We start from the raw sequence: 21,386 nt of genomic DNA, 5'->3' as shown, positions 1-21,386 counted from the left end.
AGTTACCTGAGACTGACGAACAGACAATTAATTTGGTTTCACAACTAGCCCGAAAGTTAGAAATGAAACTCCCGACTGAACAAGATATCTATTGGTTCGTTATTGAGTTTTTTGATCGCACAGCTGAGTTTAATATTTCTGCCAAATGGGTAATGACTCCAACTTATTGATAGTGTTTTATGTTCAGATAATGCCCGATGACTTTGTCATGCAGCTCCACCGATTTTGAGAACGACAGCGACTTCCGTCCCAGCCGTGCCAGGTGCTGCCTCAGATTCAGGTTATGCCGCTCAATTCGCTGCGTATATCGCTTGCTGATTACGTGCAGCTTTCCCTTCAGGCGGGATTCATACAGCGGCCAGCCATCCGTCATCCATATCACCACGTCAAAGGGTGACAGCAGGCTCATAAGACGACCCAGCGTCGCCATAGTGCGTTCACCGAATACGTGCGCAACAACCGTCTTCCGGAGCCTGTCATACGCGTAAAACAGCCAGCGCTGGCGCGATTTAGCCCCGACATAGCCCCACTGTTCGTCCATTTCCGCGCAGACGATGACGTCACTGCCCGGCTGTATGCGCGAGGTTACCGACTGCGGCCTGAGTTTTTTAAGTGACGTAAAATCGTGTTGAGGCCAACGCCCATAATGCGGGCGGTTGCCCGGCATCCAGCGCCATTCATGGCCATATCAATGATTTTCTGGTGCGTACCGGGTTGAGAGGCTGTGTAAGTGAACTGCAGTTGCCATGTTTTACGGCAGTGAGAGCAGAGATAGCGCTGATGTCCGGCAGTACTTTTACCGTTACGCACCACCCCGTCAGTAGCTGAACAGGAGGGACAGGTGATAGAAACAGAAGCCACTGGAGCACCTCAAAAACACCATCATACACTAAATCAGTAAGTTGGCAGCATCACCTGCATTGACTAACCGGTACAGACTTGTAAGCATGTGAAAAGACAAACAGCATTAGCGCGCAAAGTAAACATGAAACAGTGCATATCTATTCGACAGGCAGCTGCAACGGGCAGAAGCGCGAAGGGCTGGCGCGTGTGCTGATCGAGCGGGACAGCGGGAAAACAGGACTGACATTCCATTATTACGACACTACCTCAAAACGCTGCCTCATGCAGGGGTTAATTGACGGCGTCCTTCAGCTTGATGCCTCTTACCATGTTGTGCTGGTAACCTCCTCCAGGCTGGCGCTGGAAAAAGCCGAAGAGGGCGAAGGGCCAAACCGCGATCTTATTTATGAACTGTACCGCGTTCTGATGGCGAAAGGCTGTACGGTTGGAGGCCGTTTCTCCCTGAGCTAAACAGGACTCGCCGTTGATCTTGTGAACAGTACGGTCCAGTATCATGTAAAATATTTTGCGGGTCATCCTGTTATTACTTATAAAAACGTTTGCAACTTCTTTGGCAGGAGAGTAGCTAAATTTTATCTCTACTAGACTAGTTTCTTCCGGCGCTTTTCGGAATACATGACGCTATCGCTCTCTTTAATCATTTCCATAAGCGAGCTGTATTTACTGGGACTACTGTTAATTACGCCATAAGAGTAGTTGATATTATAGGGCTTGCCTGATTGCTGATTCCAAGCATTCAGGTTTTCGCGCAGCCGGTTCTGAAAGATTAAAGGCTCTTTACCGCTGGCAAGCAGGACGGCAAACTCGTCACCGCCAAGCCGTCCGATAACATCTTTTGAGCCCATTAGCTGACGCAGGTGCGCCGAAAAGACTTTCAGCACTTCATCACCCTCGGCATGGCCCCACATATCATTGATAGGTTTGAATTTATCCAGATCGAAATAGAGAATGCTGAAAGCGTTGCCGTTATGCTGATACTCCCTGAAGCGCTTCTCGCCGCTGTGGTAAAATCCGCGCCGGTTAGGAATGTCGGTGAGGCTGTCGGTCATCGCCATGTTAATGACCTGAAATTCATCTTCTACAATGAACGCGAGATCTTTTAGCGAGGCAACATCTTCGTCAGTAAATTCGCGCGGTTCGCTGTTGACCAGACATAACGTCCCCACTACCGCGCCGTGGCTTTGTTGAATAAATCAGATTTCGGGTAAGTCTCCCCCGTAGCGGGTTGTGTTTTCAGGCAATACGCACGCTTTCAGGTATACCTGCTTTCGTCATTTTGTTCAGCGCTCGTACCAGGGCCATAGCCTCCGCAACCTGACCATCGTAGTCACGCAGCGTCAGTGAACCCCCGAACAGCTGTTTTACCCGGTACATCGCCGTTTCCGCTATCGAGCGACGGTTGTAATCTGTTGTCCATTTCCACCGCGCATTACTCCCGGTCATTCGCTGATTAGCCACTGCACGGTTACGGTCTGCATATTCACCGGGCCAGTAACCCGCACCTTTTCGGGGAGGGATAAGCGCGCTGATTTTCTTACGCCGCAGTTCATCGTGACATAGCCGGGTATCGTAAGCGCCATCGGCGGCGGCTGACCTGATTTTCCGGTGGGTTTGCCGGATTAACCCGGGGAAGGCCTCTGAGTCCGTAACGTTGTTCAGCGACAGGTCAGCGCAGATGATTTCATGTGTTTTACTGTCAACGGCGAGATGCAGCTTACGCCAGATACGGCGGCGTTCCTGGCCATGCTTTTTGACTTTCCACTCGCCTTCACCGAAGACCTTCAGCCCGGTGGAATCAATTACCAGGTGTGCGATTTCACCCCGGGTGGGCGTTTTGAAACTGACATTAACCGACTTTGCCCGCCTGCTGACACAGCTGTAATCCGGGCAGCGTAGCGGAACGTTCATCAGAGAAAAAATGGAATCAATAAAGCCCTGCGCAGCCCGCAGGGTCAGCCTGAATACGCGTTTAATGACCAGCACAGTAGTGATGGCAAGGTCAGAATAGCGCTGAGGTCTGCCTCGTGAAGAAGGTGTTGCTGACTCATACCAGGCCTGAATAGCTTCATCATCCAGCCAGAAAGTTATGGAGCCACGGTTGATGAGGGCTTTATTGTAGGTGGGCCAGTTGGTGATTTTGAACTTTTGCTTTGCCACGGAACGGTCTGCGTTGTCGGGAAGATACGTGATCTGATCCTTCAACTCAGCAAAAGTTCGATTTATTCAACAAAGCCCCGCGCCGTCAGGCAGGCGCACCGGGTAACCGGCATAGAAACGGATAAAGGGCTCGCCTGTTACCAGCGGGTTGTCGTGAAAGCGTTCATCCAGTCGGGCATCGCTGATAATCAGCGGGTCTTCCTGCAGGATCGCATGGGCGCAAAAAGAGATATCCCGTTTCATTTCGCGACCGCTAAGGCCTTGACAGGCAAGCGTCCACTGGCGATCGCGGTCAAGAAGATTAATCACCGCTATGGGCACCTGGAACAGTCTCTGGCCAATTCGCGTCAGTCTTTCAAAGCGCTCATCATCCCTGGTATCGAGCAGATCAATCATATAAAGCGACTTCAGTCGCTCTTCTTCATTTTCCGGAATACCAGGAAATTTCATTTTTACCTCAACATCATCAGTAATACGCGCATCGTTCTGTTCTTTAGCGCTATTGTGGCAAACAATGTACGCCTTCAAACGCAGGATCAAAGAAAAAAAGCGCCCTTTTTCCTTCCTGTTAGCGGGTACGTATTCTTTATAAATCCCAGAGACGTTACGCGGTAGTTTTTATACGACCGACGCCAGCCAGCTGCGCTTGCCGAAACACCATTCATTTTCATTCTATCGGAGCAGGTTTAAGCAAGCGTCTGAGTAAATGTCTTAATTCATATCCTCTCATTTTTCGTTTAAGAACAAAATGTCATCCTAGGCAGATCCCTCAGCAAAGATTCACCCAGCTGCACGATGTGCCTGATTCACCAGGGAATAAAAGGGCATCAGGAAAGACCGCATATAAAAAACGATCTGGCAGACGCTAGATCGGTAGTACTCTAACCAGTTCGCCGGACTGCAACGCCTTCGCAGCCAGCAGCAGCTGTATACCCACAACGCTGATACCGGTCTACAGTGCCTGAAGCAGCCCTTCGCTGTTGCTTGCGTGAAAAATGGTATTGACCATCAGCTCAACCGTTTCATTATCTGCTACCAAAGGAAGCGGCGATGCCTGCGAGATGTCCCTGAAGCGCGTGTGAGGCAGCCTAGCCACTTCCGCCAGCGATTCAACCGGCGCTAAATCGGGCGCTGCAAATAATAGCGTTTCAATGCATGCCAGCATGCGCGCTGTAAGCGTATCCGGCTACTCGCTGCTGAGCCGCAGCGCTACATCTACGCCTTCACTTACCAGCTCTGACAGGCGTTCATCAAGTGCCAGCGTCAGGTTTAGATCCGGATTATCTTTTTGCAGCGTCAGCAGGTGCGGCAGAAAAAGCTGTCCCAGCCCGTTTGGCAGCTGTATATGTAATATACCCCGCAACTGCTGTTGTCTGAGTCGCAGCTGATTTTCGATTTCCTACATCGCTTCCAGGAGCGGCACTATTTGACGGCGGTAGTATTCGCCCTGCTCGGTATGCACCTTAACCCGCAGTGCGGTGCAGCAAAATCGTGACAAGTTCCTATTCGAGCGCGGCAATTTTCTGGCTGAAAGCAGATTGCGTTATGCCAGACTGACGCGCTGCTTCGGAGAACGATTCCGCTTGTGCTACCCCTAGAAAGGTTGCAATCGTACTGAGCTTATTCTTCATTTAAGCGTTTTTCTTATAAGTGTCATCTTGTTCAGAGGACATGTGCAGAAAATCACACATAGCACACTTTGTTTCTTTCTTACTCAGGAGAACAGAGATGACGCAGAAAGATACGCCTAAAGTCGCGCTGGTTGCAGGCGCCAGCGGCATTGTCGGCGCAGCCAGATGGTTAACGCCCTGCTGGTTAAAAAATGGCAGATTATCGGGCTATCACGCCGTGCTGAAGCGCATGCATATAACGTTATGACAGTAAATGTCGACCTGCTCAGCGCACTGTAAAGCGCCCAAGCGCTGCAACCGCTTTGTCGGTGACGCATATCTTCTATAACGCCTGGCTGAATGCAGCGAACTGGAGTGCGATGGTTGAACCGAACGTCACTATATTACGCAATCTGATGAGCAATGTGGAACTCGTCGCTTCACTGGAGAATGTCAGCCTGATGCAGGGCTATAAAGTTTACGGCGCTCACTTCGGCCCGTTTAAAACGCCGGCGCGCAAGAGCGATCCTGGCGTGCCGGGCGCAGAATTTAACGCCGCTCAGCTCAGCTGGTTGAGCGACTTCCAGCAGCATAAAAACTGGCGCAGGCAGGCGCTGCGCCCTGGCGTAGTAGGCAGCACGACACCAGGCAATGCGATGAACCTACGCTAAGCATCGCTCTTTATGCTTCGTTGTGTAAGACAGAAGGATTACCGCTTCGTTTTCCCGGTTCGCCTCAAAATTGACACAGCATTGTCGATCATACTGATGCGGGCCTGCTTGGGGGAGCGATGCTATGGGCGGCAACGGCGCCAGACGCCAGCAATCAGGCTTATAACGTTAATAATGGTGATATCTGGCGCTGGAGCGAACACTGGCCACGGATTGCGAACTGGTTTGAGCTGGAGTGCGCGTCGCCGGTCAAGCTTTCTTTTCAGCAGCTGTTCGCAGATTATCGCGTCACCTGGCGTGCTATAGCTGAACGATATAAGCTGCAGGAAGCAGATATTCTGCGACTTAGCGATGCACAGTTCGCAGAATTCGTTTTCGGCTGGGACGACGATATGTTCGGTGATGGCAGCAAACTGCGCCGGACTGGCTTTACGCAGTCATGCGCGAATGACGAGATGTTTTTTAGCTTATTCTCTCAGCTCAGAGCCGCCCGTATTATCTCCTGATGATTCGCTGCGGTTATCCTTGATATGCCAGCGCTGGTCTCTTCTCTTCGTCTTCAAACCTTTGTACTGCGCGGTTATCCATTTACACGCCGCATATATCGCAATGCATAATCCACTGTTCCGCACCTGTGCGCTTTACACTGGCGTTTTTTTATTTCGAGAGTCGCCGTGACCGCAGATCACTTAACGCCATGGGAATTTCAATGTGAAATAATTAATAAAAAAGAATATATTTCAGCAACTTATATTTGAAAAGAGCATGGGTAATCTGGCAACTTTTCAACCTTCCTCATTATCTTTCCGCACTGCTTTTCCGCCCAAAAAACAGCCAGATTGTCATTTGGCAAGGTGAATGAACAAAATATTATGCTCTGTACAATTTTTCACTGAAAACGCAAAAATCTTGCACATAGCAGGACACTCTGTACACTGTCCCGAAATATTGCCAACGGAGCGGAGTGATGAAGAGCAATTACGGTGGAGTAGACGAAACGGCGCGCAGGGCAAACGCTATGTTGCGTAGTATGAGTGACGATATTATCGATAAGCGTCACGAATTTGGCCTCGATCAGTATTACCAGACCTTCACCCGCAATTCGGTTGCTAACTTGCCCAAGCTCAGCCGCCGGGCCGTCGAGCAGGCAATTGACGAAATGGAATCCAAAGGTCACGTGTTTGGCAAAAAGGATGCCGGCAATACAAAGCACTACGCGCTCACGGTACAGGATGTCGTCGATATTTATGCGCATCGTAAAGTACCTAAGTATCGCGATATCCATAAAGGGGAAGGGCCGTTCGTCATCTTTGTGGTGAACCTCAAGGGTGGCGTCTCCAAAACAGTCAGCACCGTTACTCTGGCCCACGGCCTGCGCGTTCATCCGGACCTGCTGCAGTACGATCTGCGCAATCTGGTTATCGATCTCGATCCCCAAGCATCCAGCACGATGTTTCTGAACCATGCAAACAGCATCGGCTCAATTATGGAAACCGCCGCGCAGGCGATGCTTAACGATCTGGACGCCGAACAGCTTCACAAAGAGATTATTCAGCCAACGATTATTCCTGGCGTGGACATCATTCCGGCCTCGATTGATGATGGCTTCGTCGCCAGTCAATGGAACGATCTGGTTCGCGAACACCTGCCGGGCGTACTGCCTTCCGAAGTGTTACGTCGTAACATCATCGATCGCGTCGGCGATGACTATGACTTTATCTTTATCGATACCGGTCCGCATCTCGATGCCTTTATGCTCAACGCCATCGCCGCCAGCGATCTGCTGCTTACGCCGACGCCGCCTGCGCAGGTGGATTTTCATTCCACGCTCAAATATCTGACCCGTCTTCCGGAAATGCTGGAGCAGCTGGAAGATGAGGGCATTAATCCCCGCATTAAAGGCAATATCGGGTTTATGTCGAAAATGACCTCCAAGCGCGACCACGAGATGACGCATGGCTTAGCGCGTGACGTGTTCACCTCTTACATTCTTGACGCTGCTTTGCCGCGGCTGGATGGCTTCGAGCGCTGCGGAGAGACGTTTGACACTATCGTCAGCGCCGATCCCCAGTCTTACCCCGGCAGCACAGAGGCGCTTAAAAATGCTAAACGCGAGGCAGAACGTTTTACCCAGGCCGTGTTTAAACGGATTGAATTTGTCAGGAGTTCGCAGTCATGAAAGAAATGAAAAAAATGGGCCGCACGCTGGGTAATTCTAGCTTTTCGCGCATGCTGAGCGAAACGGAAAGCACGCGCGTTTTTATCCTAAAGTCTGGCGCCGAAGCACGTTTCGCCCTGACGAAAATCTTGCACGATGATATCGAAGCGCAGACCTATGTCGATGCCGCTGTAAACGGCCGCGACCAGGCTTTTCTTACGCCGGAGTCGGTCAGCGATATTTCCCGAACCATCAAGCTCCAGCAGTTCTTTCCCGCCATCGGCCGCGAAGTGGACGGCCGTATCGAAGTGCTTGACGGCTCGCGCCGTCGCGCCGCCTGCCTCTATAACGGCACACCTTTCGAAGTGCTTGTCACTAAAGATGACCTTTCGCTGTCTGACGCGCGCCAGCTTGCTATCGATATCCAGACCGCGAAAGAGCATACGCTGCGTGAGCTGGGCAAGCGACTTATGGTGATGTATCCCGAGAGCATGAATCAGTCAGAGATCGCCAGAGCAGAAGGGCTGTCGGCTGCAAAAATCAGCCGGGCTTTTCAGGCCGCTTCGGTGCCTGACGAACTGATTGGCCTGTTTCCCTCGGTGAGCGATCTCTCTATTAATGATTATCAGACGCTGCTTGATATTGCTGAGAAAGTGGAAGCAAGAAAGGGCAGTCTGGATGAGCTGGTAGAGACGGTGCGCGAGCGCATAGAAGGGGACACCACGCTGGATCCGCATGACCCTACATCGAAATCCAGAATCATTGGTTTCATTCGTTCGGTAAACAGCAGTGCGAAAAGTGCAAAAGCTGACAAGAAAGTCGTGACGGAAAAGATGGCGGTGTTCGCTGACAAAAAACAGTTCGCCCGTAAGAAGACGGATGCGGAAAAACGTCTGGTCACTTATGAGTTTTCACGTATTCCCGCGCACTATCAGGCTGAGCTTGATGCCGCGGTAAAAACGATTCTGGAAAAAATGCAGGCTGAAAGTAAAGCCTGATAACAAGAAGGCCCTGAGCGGTACTCTGTCAGGGCCTCACCTTTAGCACTACTAGCAGCGTATCGCTACTGAGTACCCGCGAAAAAAATACTCTAAGCAGCTGTTTTATAAAAAAACAGGCTAAATATTTCAAACTGAAATTCCCGCCGCTTTCAGTTTTGAAAGCCCTTTTATCACGCTTAAGGGATAACCACAGTATCCATACCAGTATGTGACGTTATGTCTTTTCGGATCTGATAATGCTTTGTTTATTAGTAAAGCCAGTTCGGCCCATGTAAATAACCTTGCCTTATTAAGTCTTAATGACAGCAGATTAAGTTTTGCCCCTGAAATAGGCTTATCAGTAAAATGGTTATTGCATCTTGCTGCTTCTGCTGGCTCTGCCGGTTCTGGTGCCATGTTGTTGAGCCGGGCATACAGGCGCGCAATACGACGTCACCTCATATCAGCTGTAATCAGTAAATTACCTTTTGCGCTGCTGCCACCTTATCTGTTGAACAGTTGTTTTATTGCACGCCTGAAAACCGGCATTTTCAAGACAGCATGCAGTAAGCATCTGCAAAACCTCAATATCTTACACATAATCCCGGGTTTGAAATATTCCTCTTTAAACATTAGGGCAGGGCAGAGATATAAGCTGTAATGAGTAAATTACTCGCTATAGTTTATATTACTCACTACAGCTTATGACATAAGCTGTAGTAAGTATTTGGCTCTTTTTGGAGTTTGTATAAGCTGTAGTGAGTAACCTGAATAAGTTAGTCTGTGCGACGTTACTGGTCGCTGTTGTAGACAGGGTTCAGATCCTGAATGCCTGGTATGTCGGAAGAGAGGGCAGGCTGCATTGGACGAGCAATGGCCCGGTTTCCCTGACAAGGAAAGCTGGCTGGCTGGGTGCTGTGTGATAAAGCATACAAAAAAAGTATATAAGCTGTAGTGAGTAAGTTACTCACTACAGCTTATATTTGTGATGTGCGTTCCAGACGACGTTTCGGATGGCGCCAGAACATATTGATGATTTAAAAGGTAATTTTACGTTTCTCGTATATAACAAGAGACTGCAGCTTTAGGCTCTTGTCAGTAGTGCGGTATCCATAGCGAGATTTACTCACCAGAGGCTATATAAGCTGTAGTGAGTAAACTGACGGGGAATGCATGCTTTTGAACGCCTATCCGCGCAATACTGGAAAGGCAATCACTTGTTTTTGAAAAGCTTTTCCAGGTCTTCCATCGTAATCCCCAGCTTTTCGAGCACCTCGAGCTTTTTCGTCAGTTCGGGATCGGGGCTGGCTGGTGCAGGCACTGCGGTCGGAATGGTTTCTTCGCTCTCGTTCCTGGGCGCTTTGAGCTTAGGGCGTCGATAGTGCACGTTAAAGAAGACCGCACGGCCTCTCTGCACTTCCGTATAGTCTAGGTAGCCAATCTCCTTCAGTTGCTCCATAGCGCGCCGTACGGTCTGGTTTTGAGAGAATACGGGGGATTTAAGGTTAAGCCTGGCGCGCAGGCGCGCAAGTGAGATAGGCGCCGGATTTTTTGGCAGGCTTTCGATAAAGGTATAGATAGCCTGCGCCGACTCGCGCCGCTTGAGGACGTTAATAGCTTTAAGCTGCAAAAGTACTTTACGATCAAACTGATAAAGCTCAAACAACCGGGGATCTGCCTGCAGGATAACGATATCTTTTGCAGTATCGTAGTACGCTGACTGCACAAGGTGCGTAACGTACTCTTTAGAGTGCTCTTTGGTGTTTGCTGTGAATGAGATGACCGTTCCCGCAATTCGCTTCAGAGAAGGGCTTATACGCTCTCTGAGCTTCTTAGAGGAGCGATTAGACGGTATGCCACAGAGCTTGGCGAACTCGACAAAGGGAAGCTGTACCTTATCGCCAATCACCTTATGCTTGGCGAATGAGTGGATAATCCCCACCCAGGTTTTGAAATCATTATCCATGTCCAGCCGCGGGCCGACGATCTCGACTTTATCGAAGCCTTCTGCCTTGGCCAGCGAAAGCCGGGAGAGTTCTTCAGTCGCGTCCGTAACGGACATTGTATTTTTTTTGCTATTTTTTAACGACTTAAGGGTCGGAACAAAAACACCGAGCCGCATAAGCGCAACCGGCTGCACCGTATTATTGGCGTTGGGCGTTAGGGTGACGAGCTCGCCAGTGGATTTGTCCATCTCCTGGAAAAGAGTATCAAGATCTATGCTTTCGTTATCCAAAACAGGCTCCGGATCCTAATCGTTAACGCTATAAACCGTTAATTTAGCTAGTAAAGAGAGTAAAGCACCCAGCAAGCGAGCAGTGGCGCAGGGCACTTTCAGATCCGCTGAGCTGTGGATCGAATATGTATGATCCAGACAGAACAAACAGGACAGCGAATAGCAACATGAAATTAAAGATAAAAATTATCCACAGTTAAGCAGAGAAAACCGTGATTTAACTCACTATAGCTTATCTTGTTTACCAGTTACAGCTTATAATCTACGCTTCATAGCTTATGATTTACTGACTGCAGCTTATATTTTACTTGCTACAGCTTATGGGATCACCCTTTTAGGCCAGAGCTGGCAAGGGCTACAGCGATCGGGGATCTCTTTAGGATCTTATTAGGATCATATAAGGATCGAATTGTTAGGATCTACCCAGTGGATAAATCATTCCATAGGAGACTTCATAGCCTGAAAAGTTTTAGGAGGGCATGCGAAAGACCCTGCGGAGACTTTTCATGATTAAACTGGTTTTTCCAAAACGTAGCAGCAACAGATTTAACAGAGAGCAAGCAAACAAAGCAATTAGCAGGATCGAGGACTTGTCATCATCAAATTACCTTCTGCTGAATTTTTTCAGGATACTTCGCCAGTCACGTTAACCATAGCAGTCGATTATCCTGTTGCTAAACAATCAGCCAACACAGGTATGTCTTCATTTATTGATGTAAACCCTTCTGAGAAAATCATTGTTAAAAAGCATCATAATAGACTCTGCTAATGAAATTAAGCACAATTAATCAGCTTAAAGGTTCATTCCAACTTACTGATCAGTAAGGAGTAAAATATTACTGTACCTGTCTTTTCTATTTTTATTGCCAAATCGAGCAAAGAAAGTCAGGTGGAATCGCTGTTACGTAGCGTTATTGAAACCACTTTAAAGAGGATGGTTGTGTCAGTTATCAACTCAACCGTGACACAGAAAACTTACGCCGTTTTGTCTGGACAGAAGAGTGACAGTCATAAGCGCAAATTGAACAGCATATTCGCGCAGCCCGTATCATCAATGCTGTTTGAAGAGTTGAAATTCTTAATTGACCTTTCTGAAGTGATTCTGCTGGATAAGCTGGCAGGCGGACAAGCCTGATCACTGATAAATGAGAGAACGCTACTCTACTTCGTAAGCACTGTAATCACTGAAGATAGTGTCACCCTAAGTCAGCCTTTATAATGCCGTAAAGGTCTCAAAGAGGTACTTCCGCCACAACATTAAAAATGACTGCCGCAGGTTACTATCAGTCTGAAATGAACATGATATAGCATTATGGTGAAAGCCTGCCGCCAAGAAGGGCAGAAAGCCCAAGACTGGATAAAAACTTTGATCTTATCTTAGTATCCCGAGACTTTCGCAGATAACAATATAAGCTATCGTGCGTAAAAAGCAGGTTTCTTTTTTGTTTTCCTTTAGACGCTAACCTTCCTTTGGTTCATCATTCTATCTATACGCTGTTTAGTTTCCTTTCAATTAAAAAAGATGCTCATTATCTCCGAAAATACTCGAAATAACATACCGTTACGCTTCCAGCATCGCGCTGCTCATCGAGCCCACTTTTGACGCAGCATATTGTCAGCTTCAAAGCTGGGCTATCCATTGGCGCTCTCAATTACTCATCGAAAGTAAAGCGTTTTCATGTGTAGTCCTTTAATTTCATCCTCATATGTGGCAAAGCTCGAATTTTTTTGCATTTACCAGTACGTCTCGCTGTTGATCCTTTATATGTCAGCAAACCATGTAATGTTACGGTACTGCAATAAGCAGACGCTTAGCGCCTCCGGGTGGTTGCAGCATGCATTGTTTAGCGTCGAACGGTGAATCTCGACCCCGCGACATGCGCCCGGCTTGAGCAAACAGGCAGACTATTTCGCTATCGGAAATAAAAAAGCTGCGGCCTGTCGCAGTGAACCACCGCAATAGACTGTTTTTCTTGTATCACATCTGTGATTGTGCTTACCCAATTCATGCATTAGGTATTCATTATCTTGATATTGATATAAATTTTCGGCTAAAGAAATATGGTCAGATAATCCATGAAGACAATAATCTAGGCCTTATTTTCCTGACGGCAGTAAAACTGTGGTTAATTCGTTGACGCTGTTTCGACGGTGACCGCGTAAGCCAATTCCACAGGCCGATTTAAGGTGACTACATATGAATAATTACGCATCTTTTACAACCCGCATGTACTGCATAAGTATGCATTATTTATGCGGTAGTGTTGCATAGAATGCGTTTTTATCAATTTTTTCAGAACTTTGAAAGAGGTCAAAAAGTGAATAGAATGAGTCTTGCTTGTGTTGACTTTGTTACAGACGGCGGCCAGTATGAATCCCAATGAAACAGATGGAATGCCTTAATTAATCAGAAACTACCCGATTAAACATTGTTATCTCTATTTAACGCGAATAATACCACGCGATAAATATATTTATTACGCGATTTGACTGTGCCGCTATATTACTGGCGCGAGTTCCTCTGCGGATCATCACGCTATTCCGCCTATTCCGAAAGGAGAAATAAACATGTCGTCGTATAAATACAGGATGCCCGGCTTTTAACGCGCAGTTTACCTCTACCAGTCGCAGGACGAGCTCGTGCAGATCCTGTGGCTGAGAAGCATCTGTGACTTCCCGCGCTGAAAAAAGAACGATGACCATCAGGGTCGCGCTGACTTTCTGCTCGGGCCTGCTGGGGCCGGGCTGCTCTCCGCAACTCAGAAGGAATTGCCATGACTGAAAAAGAACCGCACGGGCCGTCGGCCAGCTCCACCTCTTCGCCGCAGCTCGAGCGTGGGCTGAGCGAGCGCCATATCCAGATGATCGCGCTGGGCGGCGCCATCGGCACTGGGCTGTTTATGGGTGCCGGCAAGAATATCGCCGTGGCGGGCACCTCGATTCTTATCATCTACGCTCTGGTGGGCTTCTTTATGTATATGGTGATGCGCGCAATGGGCGAGGTGCTGTTATCGAAGCTCGACTATCGCTCCTTCGCCGACTTCGTCGCCGATTATCTGGGCCCCAAAGCCAGCTTTTATCTGGGATGGTCCTACTGGCTGAGCTGGGTGGTGACCTGTATCGCCGACGTGGTGGTCTGCGGCGGCTATATGCAGTACTGGTTTCCTGAAATGTCCGCCTGGATACCGGCACTCATCACGCTGGGCATTCTCTGTTTGTTTAACCTGTTGTCAGTCAAGATGTTCGGCGAGGCGGAGTTCTGGTTTGCCTTAATCAAAGTCATCACCATTGTCGCCCTGATCTTTACCGGCCTGTGGATGGTTGCCACCGGCTGGACCTCGCCCGACGGCGTGCGGGCTTCATTGCAGCATCTGTCTGATCCGGCTGTGTTTTTGCCGCATGGCGTGACGGGCTTTCTCGCGGGTTTTCAGATCGCCATCTTTTCCTATACCGGCGTTGAGCTGCTCGGCACCATGACCGCCGAAACGCGCGAGCCGGAGAAAATTCTGCCGAAAGCGATCAATGCCATTCCGCTGCGCATCATCATTTTCTATATGCTCTCGATGGTGGTGATTATCGCCGTCACCTCTTGGGCGGCGATCTCTCCCGACGTCAGCCCGTTCGTTACCCTGTTTGCCAAAGCGGGGCTGCCTGCCGCCGCCGCGATTATCAACTTTGTAGCGCTCACCTCTGCTATGTCCTCCGCCAACAGCGGCGTGTATTCCAGCACCCGCATGCTCTACGGCCTGTCGGTAGAAAAGCATGCGCACTGGCAGTTTCGCATTCTGTCGAAGAGCACGCGCATTCCCGTGCGCAGCCTGTTTTTCTCCTGCTTCTGCATGCTGAGCGGCACGCTGCTGCTGTTTCTGGTGCCGAACGTGATGACGCTGTTTACCATCGTTTCCACGCTTGCGGCGATACTGGTGATCTACAGCTGGGGCATGATCCTGGTGGCCTATCTGGCCTACCGTAAGCAGCGTCCGGAACTGCATGCGCAGTCGCAGTTTAAAATGCCTGCGGGCATCGTGATGAGCTGGATTAGCTTGCTGTTTTTCGCCTTCTCGGTGGTGATTATGGTCTTCGATCCGGATACGCTGGCCGCGCTTTGCGCCATGCCGTTCTGGTTTTTACTGCTGTGGGTCGTCTGGCGAGTGAAGGCGCGCAAAGCGCACACGCTTAAGGCCGTTCGCAGCGCCTGACGCTGCCTTCGACTTGCCGGCTGCGATCTGCCAAGAAGCCAGGTGGAAAAAGATTGAGAACGATAGCTAATCGTTAGGGCGGGAAGAGAAAAAAAGAAAGCGCTCCTCTGGAGGAGCGCTGCTAATAATTAGCAATGAAACGCCCAGTTTGTGAGCATAAAGAGGAAGCCTGTATGAGGTTATCAAAATATCCCGGCATTGAATCGAATATCAACAAGCGATAACGTTTTTGTTATGCGGTGCATTTATTTATTCGCATAGCCCATAAATGAAAAAAACGCCCGGTAAAGGGCGCAAGCAAGGGGAGTTACATTAATCAAACGTTTCATGAGTTATGGCGCGTAGTCACAATAGCGACCACTTTATTTCGTTGATAATAAAACCTGCTTCAACATCTTTCTCGTAAGCCACTTGCGCTATTGCATTTATCCAGGTCTGCTTTAATCAGCGGCGGCCGCGCCGGTGGGACATCACACTATTTGATTACGATCGCATTCCAGAAAGGGGAGAAAGAAGAAGGGGCAGGCAAGATTAAATGTTGAAGAGGGATTTATGGTTCCAGTCTGATAATGAGGTCTGATTAAAGCATGATATGTCAAATGAGGTGTTAATGAAATCTATCATTTTTATTAACGTCTTTTGATGAAGCTGGAAAGGATGCTAATGCGATTCCCTGACAAACTGGCAGGCTTAATTCTGTTTTTATTTCTTTACTGCTCGGCCGGGTTTCTGGTGTGGCTCTTCCTTATTAAATGTCACACGTTGTTGCGTTTTCTTTTTCATTAATCTGTTGCTGTGCCAGAAATGTTAACGATAATCGTGATCGCAGGTTTTAAAAATTATCCTGTAAACGAACTGCGCAATATGTGTTAACCAGTCTGTATAGCTGTCAGGACTTTTGTGATAAAGGCACTCGGCCGTTTGCAAAATGGCTTTCGCCTGAATTTTGTAAGTAACAAACATTATGAAAAGGATGCCAGCCAGACCCCAAGCGAACTTAATAGAGCTGACTTTTCTGGATGAATCATATATTTGCATTAAATTTCAATAGTTACTGAAAGGAACAATAACAACAATAATGCCATTTTATCGAAAAATCACCTAGTGCTATGTCGCCAGCGTTTTACGCAACCATTACATTATGAGAAGAGACATAAAATAATAGATCGCTGGCTTTTGTAATTTAACTAGTTACACATTTTTGCTGAGATGTACTTACCTTTTTCTACCCAGACCGCGCGGCTGGCGTGCGGTCTGGGGATGTATCTTCGCCTTTATGGGAGCTCGCGCGCAACTTTGTTGCCTGATGGCGTGCGGGTGGACCACCAGCAAAGCAGCGACCCTAGGCTAACCATTGCGGCCCCTTGCCAGAATGATAACGTCAGGTGCGAATGCAGCAGAAATGCCGCCAGTACCGAGGAGAGGATCGGAATAAAGTAGGAGACCGCAGCCAGCAGGTTAACGTTGCCGTGCAGAATGCCAGTATTCCATGCGGCATAGCCAAATCCCATCGCCATTGCGGCCAGCGCCAGGCTGAGCAGCGCCTGCGGCGAAACAGCTAATGCTGGCTGCGGCGACAGCAGAAATTTCACCCACAGGGTCAGTGCAGTCAGGATAAAAAATAGCGTAATGCCGTTGCTGCCGTTCGCAATCTTTTTTGTCACCACGCAGTAAACCGCCCAGATCGCTGCGCCACAAAATGCCAGCCCATAGCTGAGCGGGTTGTCCATAATGTTATTGCCGATCTCGCTCATTGAGAAAGCGTGCTCGCCGCCCAGCACGCGGCAGATCCCCGCGACGGCCAGCAGCAGGCCGGGAATAATCAGCGGGCTGGTTTTTTGCCGGTTAACGAGCGCCGCCAGCACAATCGTCATGCCTGGCCAGAGATAATTCACCATACCGACCTCAATCGCCTGACGGCCGCTGTTGGTAAAGCCGAGCGACAGTGACAGGCAAATTTCGTAACTGACAAATAACAGGCTGCCGACGAGCAGATAGCGCCGCGGAAAGGTGCGCACGCTGGGAAAGCCGACGGTAAAGAGCAGTAGCGTGGCGCTAAAGCTGTAGATCAGCGCCGCGCCGCCGATCGGCCCAAAGCTCTCGCTGACGCTTTTAATCAGGCCGACAATTGTGCTCCACAGCACAATGGCCAGCAGGCCAGTTAGCGTTGCTCTCTTTTGGGACATAACGCTTTACCTCATTTCAGACGTGATCGGCTTAGCAGGTCAGAATACGCAACTGAGTCAGGTCTGCCACCTCTTTATCTATGAACTACCCTTACTGCTTACCCACGGAGGAGAGCAAGATGACTGATGCAACCCTGATCGAAACGCTGCAGTTCGGCCCTGATGATGCCCCAGAGCAGAAATATGAAATTTACGGCGACGACGAAAAAACGCCGACCTATGCGCTGATTTACCGCCAGCACGACGGCGACTGGGAAAAACTGGACGAGAAGCTCACCTTCGCAGCCAGAGATGAGCAAAAAGAGGTGGCCGTCGCCATGGACTACGGCTCTGGCGACAGCCTGCCGGAGCTGCGAGATTTACCCGCGGAAGCCCGCGAACACTGCGAGCGTCACTGGCAAAACAGCCAGCAATAACATGGGCCGGGGAAAGTTCCCGGTTTTTTTTCACCCCCTCGTGCGCCCCTCTCTATCTGCGGTTACGCTCGCAATATCCGATCCTCTGAACTTAACTCAAATTATGTTCATCGCCTGATTGCGCCTTACGGGAGGATCCTTTGGCCAAAAAATTACAACCTGAAGCCGCGGCCGATGTGCTCGTATTGCGGCGCTGGATAACCGTTGGACGTCCCGCTGAAGAGCTGTTTGCGCTCTGGCTGGCACCCGATACCTTACCGCGCATCATGAGCCATTTCGCCACCGTGACGCCCCTTAACAAAAGCGACGCGCAGTGGCAGGTCGACGGGCCGCTCGGCAAACATCACTCATGGGAGAGCCGCATCGTCGAGGCGCAGCCGGGCAACATCATCGCCTGGCAGTCGCTGGAGGGCGCGGACATCCCCAACGAGGGCGAGCTGCTGCTGCGCCCGGCGCCCGGCGAGTGGGGAACCGAACTGGCGCTGACGCTGCGCTTTACGCCGCCGGGCGGTGCGCTGGGCAAAAAGGTCACGACCTTTTTCGATCTCCTGCCTAAAGAGATTGTCAGCAAAGCACTGCACCGCTTTAAAAGTCTGGCCGAAACCGGCGAAATCCCAACCCTTGACGGCCAGCCCGCTGGCCGCCATGCCGACCGTCAGGATAAGGAGAAATAGATGCGCGCACTTTGCTGGAACGGCGTAAACGATCTCAGCGTTGAAACGGTGGCCGATCCCGGCCTGCTCAATCCCCATGATGCGATTATCCGCGTTCGTTTAACGACCACCTGCGGCTCCGATCTCCACGTCATCGACGGCCTGATCCCCAGCATGCGCGAGGGCGATATTCTCGGGCATGAATTTATGGGCGAGGTGGTCGAAGTCGGCAGCGCGGTGAAAAATATTCGCCGTGGCGATCGCGTCGTGGTGCCCTCGTTTATCTCCTGCGGCTCCTGCTGGTACTGCCAGCATCAGCTGCCCTCCTGCTGCGACAACACTAATCCGCAGTGGGAGAAGGGTGAAACGGTGCTGGGCCACCCGACCGGCGGCATTTACGCCTATAGCCACGCCTTTGGCGGCTACGCTGGCTCGCACGCCGAATATGTCCGCGTGCCCTTCGCTGACAACGACTGCTTTGTCGTGCCGGAAGGAGTAAGCGACGAGCAGGCGCTGTTTCTCTCCGACGCGGCGCCGACAGGCTACATGGGCGCGGATTTTTGCAATATTCATCCCGGCGACACCGTTGTGGTGTGGGGCTGCGGCGGCGTAGGCCTGATGGCGCAGCAAAGCGCGTGGCTAATGGGCGCGCATCAGGTTATCGGCATCGACCGCTACCCGGAGCGGCTGGCGATGGCGCGTGACTATGCCGGCAGCATAGCGCTCGATTATACCCAGGTCGATATCAACGAGGCGCTGCTGGAGCTGACCGGCGGTCGCGGCCCGGACAGCTGTATCGACGCTGTCGGCATGGAGGCGCGCGGCGAAGGGCTCAGCCAGGTTTATGATAAAACCAAACAGCTGCTGCATCTGGAAACCGACGTCGGCGCCGCGCTGCGTCAGGCGCTTTACGCTTGCCGCAAAGGCGGCAATATCGCCATTCTGGGGGTATACGGCGTGATGGACAAATTCCCGCTGGGGCTGATGATCAACAAAAGCCTGACGATCCGCACCGCGCAGCAGCACGGCCAGCGCTATATGCATCGGCTGCTGGATCACGTGGCGAAGAACGAGCTTAATCCCGCCTTTATGGCGACGCATCGCTTCTCGCTGGAAGAGGCGCCGCGCGGCTATGAGATGTTCAAGCATAAAGAAGATGGCTGCGTGCGCGCGGTATTCGCCCCCTGAACAGAGCGCCGGGATGGCGCAGCGTCACGTTTTCGTAGTAAAAAAGTCGCAACGTGACGCAACTGAAGGGAACACGATGATTAAGCTTACCGGCCGATTGATTTGTAAAAACACGGAAGAGACGGCGCTGGTGCGCCGTTATCTTCCCGAGCACATCCGGCTGACAAAAGAAGAATCAGGATGCCTTAGCTTCGAAGTGAAGGAGACAGCGGATCCGCTTATCTGGTCGGTAGAAGAGCGGTTCACCAGCCAGCAAACCTTCGATATGCATCAGGCCAGAACCCAAGCCTCGGCGTGGGGGCGGGAAACTGTGGCGATTGCCCGTGAGTACGCCATCGTGGAGATCGCCTGACGTCTCGGAACGTACCGCCAGCAGGGAACCCGCCGCCGCGGCCGGTTCCTTTTTTATGACCAGCCTTAATCCCCTTGAATCGCTATCTGGACAATCAGGCAACAGATTTCCAGAAACAGGCAACCCCGCTTTCGCTTAGCCGTCTAGACTTAACGGATTGCACACCACAATAGACTTCCTCATAACGTGCATAACACGCCATTTTAAACCCCGTTAAATACTGGAAACGAGCTATGTCTGAAAATCTACAACTGCAGCTGGCGATCAACGGGCAACCGCATACGATGCGGGTGGATCCCCGCGTCACCCTGCTTGACGCGCTGCGCGAGCACCTGACGCTTACCGGTACCAAAAAAGGATGCGATCAGGGACAGTGCGGCGCTTGTACGGTGCTCATCAATGGAAAACGCGTGCTGAGCTGCCTGACGCTGGCGGCCCAGGCTAACGGCCAGTCGGTCACCACCATCGAAGGCCTGGCGCAGGCCGACGGCACCCTGCATCCGGTGCAGGCGCGCTTTCTGGAACACGACGCCTTTCAGTGCGGCTACTGCACCCCAGGGCAGATTATGTCGGCCGTGGCCTGTATCGACGAGGGGCATGCCGGCTCGGCGGACGAAATCCGTGAATATATGAGCGGCAATCTTTGCCGCTGCGGCGCCTATCCCAATATCGTCGAGGCGATCCAGCAGGCGGCCGCCGACCTTAGCAAGGAGGCGACATGAACCCATTCGACTACGTCGGCGTCAGCGATGCCGATGACGCGCTGCGGCAGAAGCAGCGCGCGGACAGCCGCTTTCTGGCAGGCGGCACCACCCAGATCGATCTGATGAAATGCGACGTCGAACAGCCCGCCGCGCTCATTGACATCAACCAGCTTGCGGAGATGCGCGAAATTGCCTTTACGGCGGATACGCTGCGCATCGGCGCGCTGGCGCGTATGAGCGAGGTTGAGAATCATCCTGAATGCCAGCAGAACGCGCCCGCGATTTATGACAGCCTGTGGCAGGCGGCGTCGCCGCAGCTGCGCAACATGGCGTCGATAGGCGGCAATCTGCTGCAGCGCACCCGCTGCGTCTATTTCCGCGATCCCCATACCTTTTCAGCCTGCAATAAACGCCAGCCGGGATCCGGCTGCGCCGCGCGCGGCGGCGTCAACGGCAACCACGCCATTCTGGGCACCAGCGAAAGCTGCATCGCGGTTTATCCCGGCGACCTGGCGGTGGCGCTGACCGCCTTCGAGGCGGTCGTCATCGTACGCAACGCCGCCCAGCGCGAACGCCGCATTCCCATCGATGAATTCTACCTGCTGCCGGGCGATACGCCGCATCTGGAGCACGATCTGGGGCCGGACGAGATGATCGTAGCGGTGGAACTGCCGTTAACGCCGGCGCTGCGCCAGTCCCACTATCTGAAAGTGCGCGATCGCAGCTCCTATGAGTTCGCCGCCGCCAGCGCGGCGGTCGGCATCGAGCTTGATGGCGACCGCATCCGCGATCTGCGCATTGCCGTCGGCGGCGTGGCGACGAAACCCTGGCGCGCGCGGCACGTCGAAGGGGCGCTGCGCGGTCAGCCGTTCAACGAGCAAACCCTGCGCCGCGCCGCCGAGCTGGTCGTGCAGGACGCCGAGCTGCTGCCGCAAAACCAGCACAAGAAACTGCTGGCGCCGCGCGCCATCGCACGCGCGTTGATGAAAGCGGGCGGCATGGCTTAACAGGC

16 protein-coding genes and 4 pseudogenes are annotated in these 21,386 nt (G+C 51.4%); 12 read left to right on the top strand and 8 right to left on the bottom strand.

The genetic code is table 11. From position 1 onward, the window contains the following. Window positions 1-163: 163 nt before the first annotated feature. A protein-coding gene (locus PVE98_RS22880; RefSeq protein ID WP_224481786.1) for an IS1-like element IS1A family transposase occupies window positions 164-861 on the bottom strand; the annotation gives its coding sequence in 2 pieces (ribosomal slippage) (window positions 164-612 and window positions 612-861; 699 coding nt in all). 189 nt (window positions 862-1,050) lie between these two features. Here PVE98_RS22880 and PVE98_RS22875 point away from each other — a divergent pair. Then, on the top strand, window positions 1,051-1,314 hold the full coding sequence (locus PVE98_RS22875) for a hypothetical protein (protein ID WP_316135210.1): 264 nt from the start codon (window positions 1,051-1,053) through the stop codon (window positions 1,312-1,314). A 131-nt stretch (window positions 1,315-1,445) separates the two neighbouring features. Here the strand turns inward: PVE98_RS22875 and PVE98_RS22870 are convergent. From PVE98_RS22870 to PVE98_RS22855, 4 genes and pseudogenes are all read right to left on the bottom strand, one after another. After that, window positions 1,446-2,039: pseudogene (locus tag PVE98_RS22870) on the bottom strand (GGDEF domain-containing protein); the annotation flags it as partial. Between the two features lie 58 nt (window positions 2,040-2,097). Then, a complete protein-coding gene (locus PVE98_RS22865) occupies window positions 2,098-3,066 on the bottom strand; it encodes an IS5-like element IS903B family transposase (RefSeq protein ID WP_013087110.1) in 969 nt (322 codons plus the stop codon). A 33-nt stretch (window positions 3,067-3,099) separates the two neighbouring features. Next, window positions 3,100-3,471 (bottom strand): annotated as a pseudogene (locus PVE98_RS22860) (GAF domain-containing protein); the annotation flags it as partial. Between the two features lie 287 nt (window positions 3,472-3,758). Continuing rightward, window positions 3,759-4,652 (bottom strand): annotated as a pseudogene (locus PVE98_RS22855) (LysR family transcriptional regulator). A 97-nt stretch (window positions 4,653-4,749) separates the two neighbouring features. On the opposite strand from PVE98_RS22855, the pseudogene PVE98_RS22850 reads away from it, so the two are divergent. The 3 genes and pseudogenes from PVE98_RS22850 to PVE98_RS22840 all read left to right on the top strand — a co-directional run bounded on the left by PVE98_RS22850 (window position 4,750) and on the right by PVE98_RS22840 (window position 8,458). After that, window positions 4,750-5,808, top strand: a pseudogene (locus PVE98_RS22850) (SDR family oxidoreductase). 461 nt (window positions 5,809-6,269) lie between these two features. Next, the gene (locus PVE98_RS22845; protein ID WP_033755685.1) at window positions 6,270-7,481 is read left to right on the top strand and encodes an AAA family ATPase; all 1,212 of its coding nucleotides are present in this window, start codon (window positions 6,270-6,272) and stop codon (window positions 7,479-7,481) included. Further along, on the top strand, window positions 7,478-8,458 hold the full coding sequence (locus PVE98_RS22840; protein WP_033755686.1) for a ParB/RepB/Spo0J family partition protein: 981 nt from the start codon (window positions 7,478-7,480) through the stop codon (window positions 8,456-8,458). The genes PVE98_RS22845 and PVE98_RS22840 overlap by 4 nt, the downstream gene beginning before the upstream one ends. A 129-nt stretch (window positions 8,459-8,587) precedes the next feature. On the opposite strand, the gene PVE98_RS22835 is transcribed toward PVE98_RS22840, so the two are convergent. Together PVE98_RS22835 and PVE98_RS22830 are read right to left on the bottom strand one after the other, a co-directional pair. Continuing rightward, complete coding sequence (locus PVE98_RS22835; protein WP_127908357.1) at window positions 8,588-8,857, bottom strand: hypothetical protein; 270 nt, start codon at window positions 8,855-8,857, stop codon at window positions 8,588-8,590. 796 nt (window positions 8,858-9,653) lie between these two features. After that, window positions 9,654-10,634, bottom strand: a complete 981-nt coding sequence (locus tag PVE98_RS22830; RefSeq protein WP_033755755.1) for a RepB family plasmid replication initiator protein — start codon at window positions 10,632-10,634, stop codon at window positions 9,654-9,656. A gap of 931 nt (window positions 10,635-11,565) precedes the next feature. On the opposite strand from PVE98_RS22830, the gene PVE98_RS22825 reads away from it, so the two are divergent. Both PVE98_RS22825 and PVE98_RS22820 read left to right on the top strand, forming a co-directional pair. Further along, window positions 11,566-11,811: a hypothetical protein gene (locus tag PVE98_RS22825; protein WP_033755687.1), complete on the top strand. Its 246-nt coding sequence runs from the start codon at window positions 11,566-11,568 to the stop codon at window positions 11,809-11,811. A 1,639-nt stretch (window positions 11,812-13,450) separates the two neighbouring features. Further along, window positions 13,451-14,875, top strand: a complete 1,425-nt coding sequence (locus tag PVE98_RS22820) for an amino acid permease (protein ID WP_033755689.1) — start codon at window positions 13,451-13,453, stop codon at window positions 14,873-14,875. 1,274 nt (window positions 14,876-16,149) lie between these two features. On the opposite strand, the gene yddG is transcribed toward PVE98_RS22820, so the two are convergent. Beyond that, complete coding sequence (gene yddG, locus PVE98_RS22815; RefSeq protein WP_096073964.1) at window positions 16,150-17,061, bottom strand: aromatic amino acid DMT transporter YddG; 912 nt, start codon at window positions 17,059-17,061, stop codon at window positions 16,150-16,152. A gap of 119 nt (window positions 17,062-17,180) precedes the next feature. On the opposite strand from yddG, the gene PVE98_RS22810 reads away from it, so the two are divergent. From PVE98_RS22810 to PVE98_RS22785, 6 genes are all read left to right on the top strand, one after another. Continuing rightward, window positions 17,181-17,477: a hypothetical protein gene (locus tag PVE98_RS22810; RefSeq protein ID WP_033755693.1), complete on the top strand. Its 297-nt coding sequence runs from the start codon at window positions 17,181-17,183 to the stop codon at window positions 17,475-17,477. A gap of 140 nt (window positions 17,478-17,617) precedes the next feature. After that, window positions 17,618-18,151: an SRPBCC family protein gene (locus PVE98_RS22805; protein ID WP_096073965.1), complete on the top strand. Its 534-nt coding sequence runs from the start codon at window positions 17,618-17,620 to the stop codon at window positions 18,149-18,151. Continuing rightward, entirely contained in the window at window positions 18,152-19,318 is a 1,167-nt protein-coding gene (locus tag PVE98_RS22800) for a zinc-dependent alcohol dehydrogenase (RefSeq protein WP_033755695.1), read from the top strand. Window positions 19,319-19,394: 76 nt separating this feature from the next. After that, window positions 19,395-19,670 (top strand): putative quinol monooxygenase, encoded by a 276-nt coding sequence (locus tag PVE98_RS22795; RefSeq protein ID WP_033755756.1) that lies wholly within the window; start codon window positions 19,395-19,397, stop codon window positions 19,668-19,670. Between the two features lie 233 nt (window positions 19,671-19,903). After that, window positions 19,904-20,392 (top strand): (2Fe-2S)-binding protein, encoded by a 489-nt coding sequence (locus PVE98_RS22790; protein WP_033755697.1) that lies wholly within the window; start codon window positions 19,904-19,906, stop codon window positions 20,390-20,392. After that, window positions 20,389-21,381 (top strand): xanthine dehydrogenase family protein subunit M, encoded by a 993-nt coding sequence (locus tag PVE98_RS22785; protein ID WP_033755699.1) that lies wholly within the window; start codon window positions 20,389-20,391, stop codon window positions 21,379-21,381. Before PVE98_RS22790 ends, PVE98_RS22785 begins: the two co-directional genes overlap by 4 nt. Window positions 21,382-21,386: the final 5 nt, after the last annotated feature.

This window comes from Pantoea sp. GABEPS69 (genome assembly GCF_045780835.1).
Classification (GTDB): Bacteria; Pseudomonadota; Gammaproteobacteria; order Enterobacterales; family Enterobacteriaceae; genus Pantoea; species Pantoea septica.
Note: the sequence above shows the minus strand (reverse complement) of the source record. Positions and strands in the feature narration are given on the sequence as shown.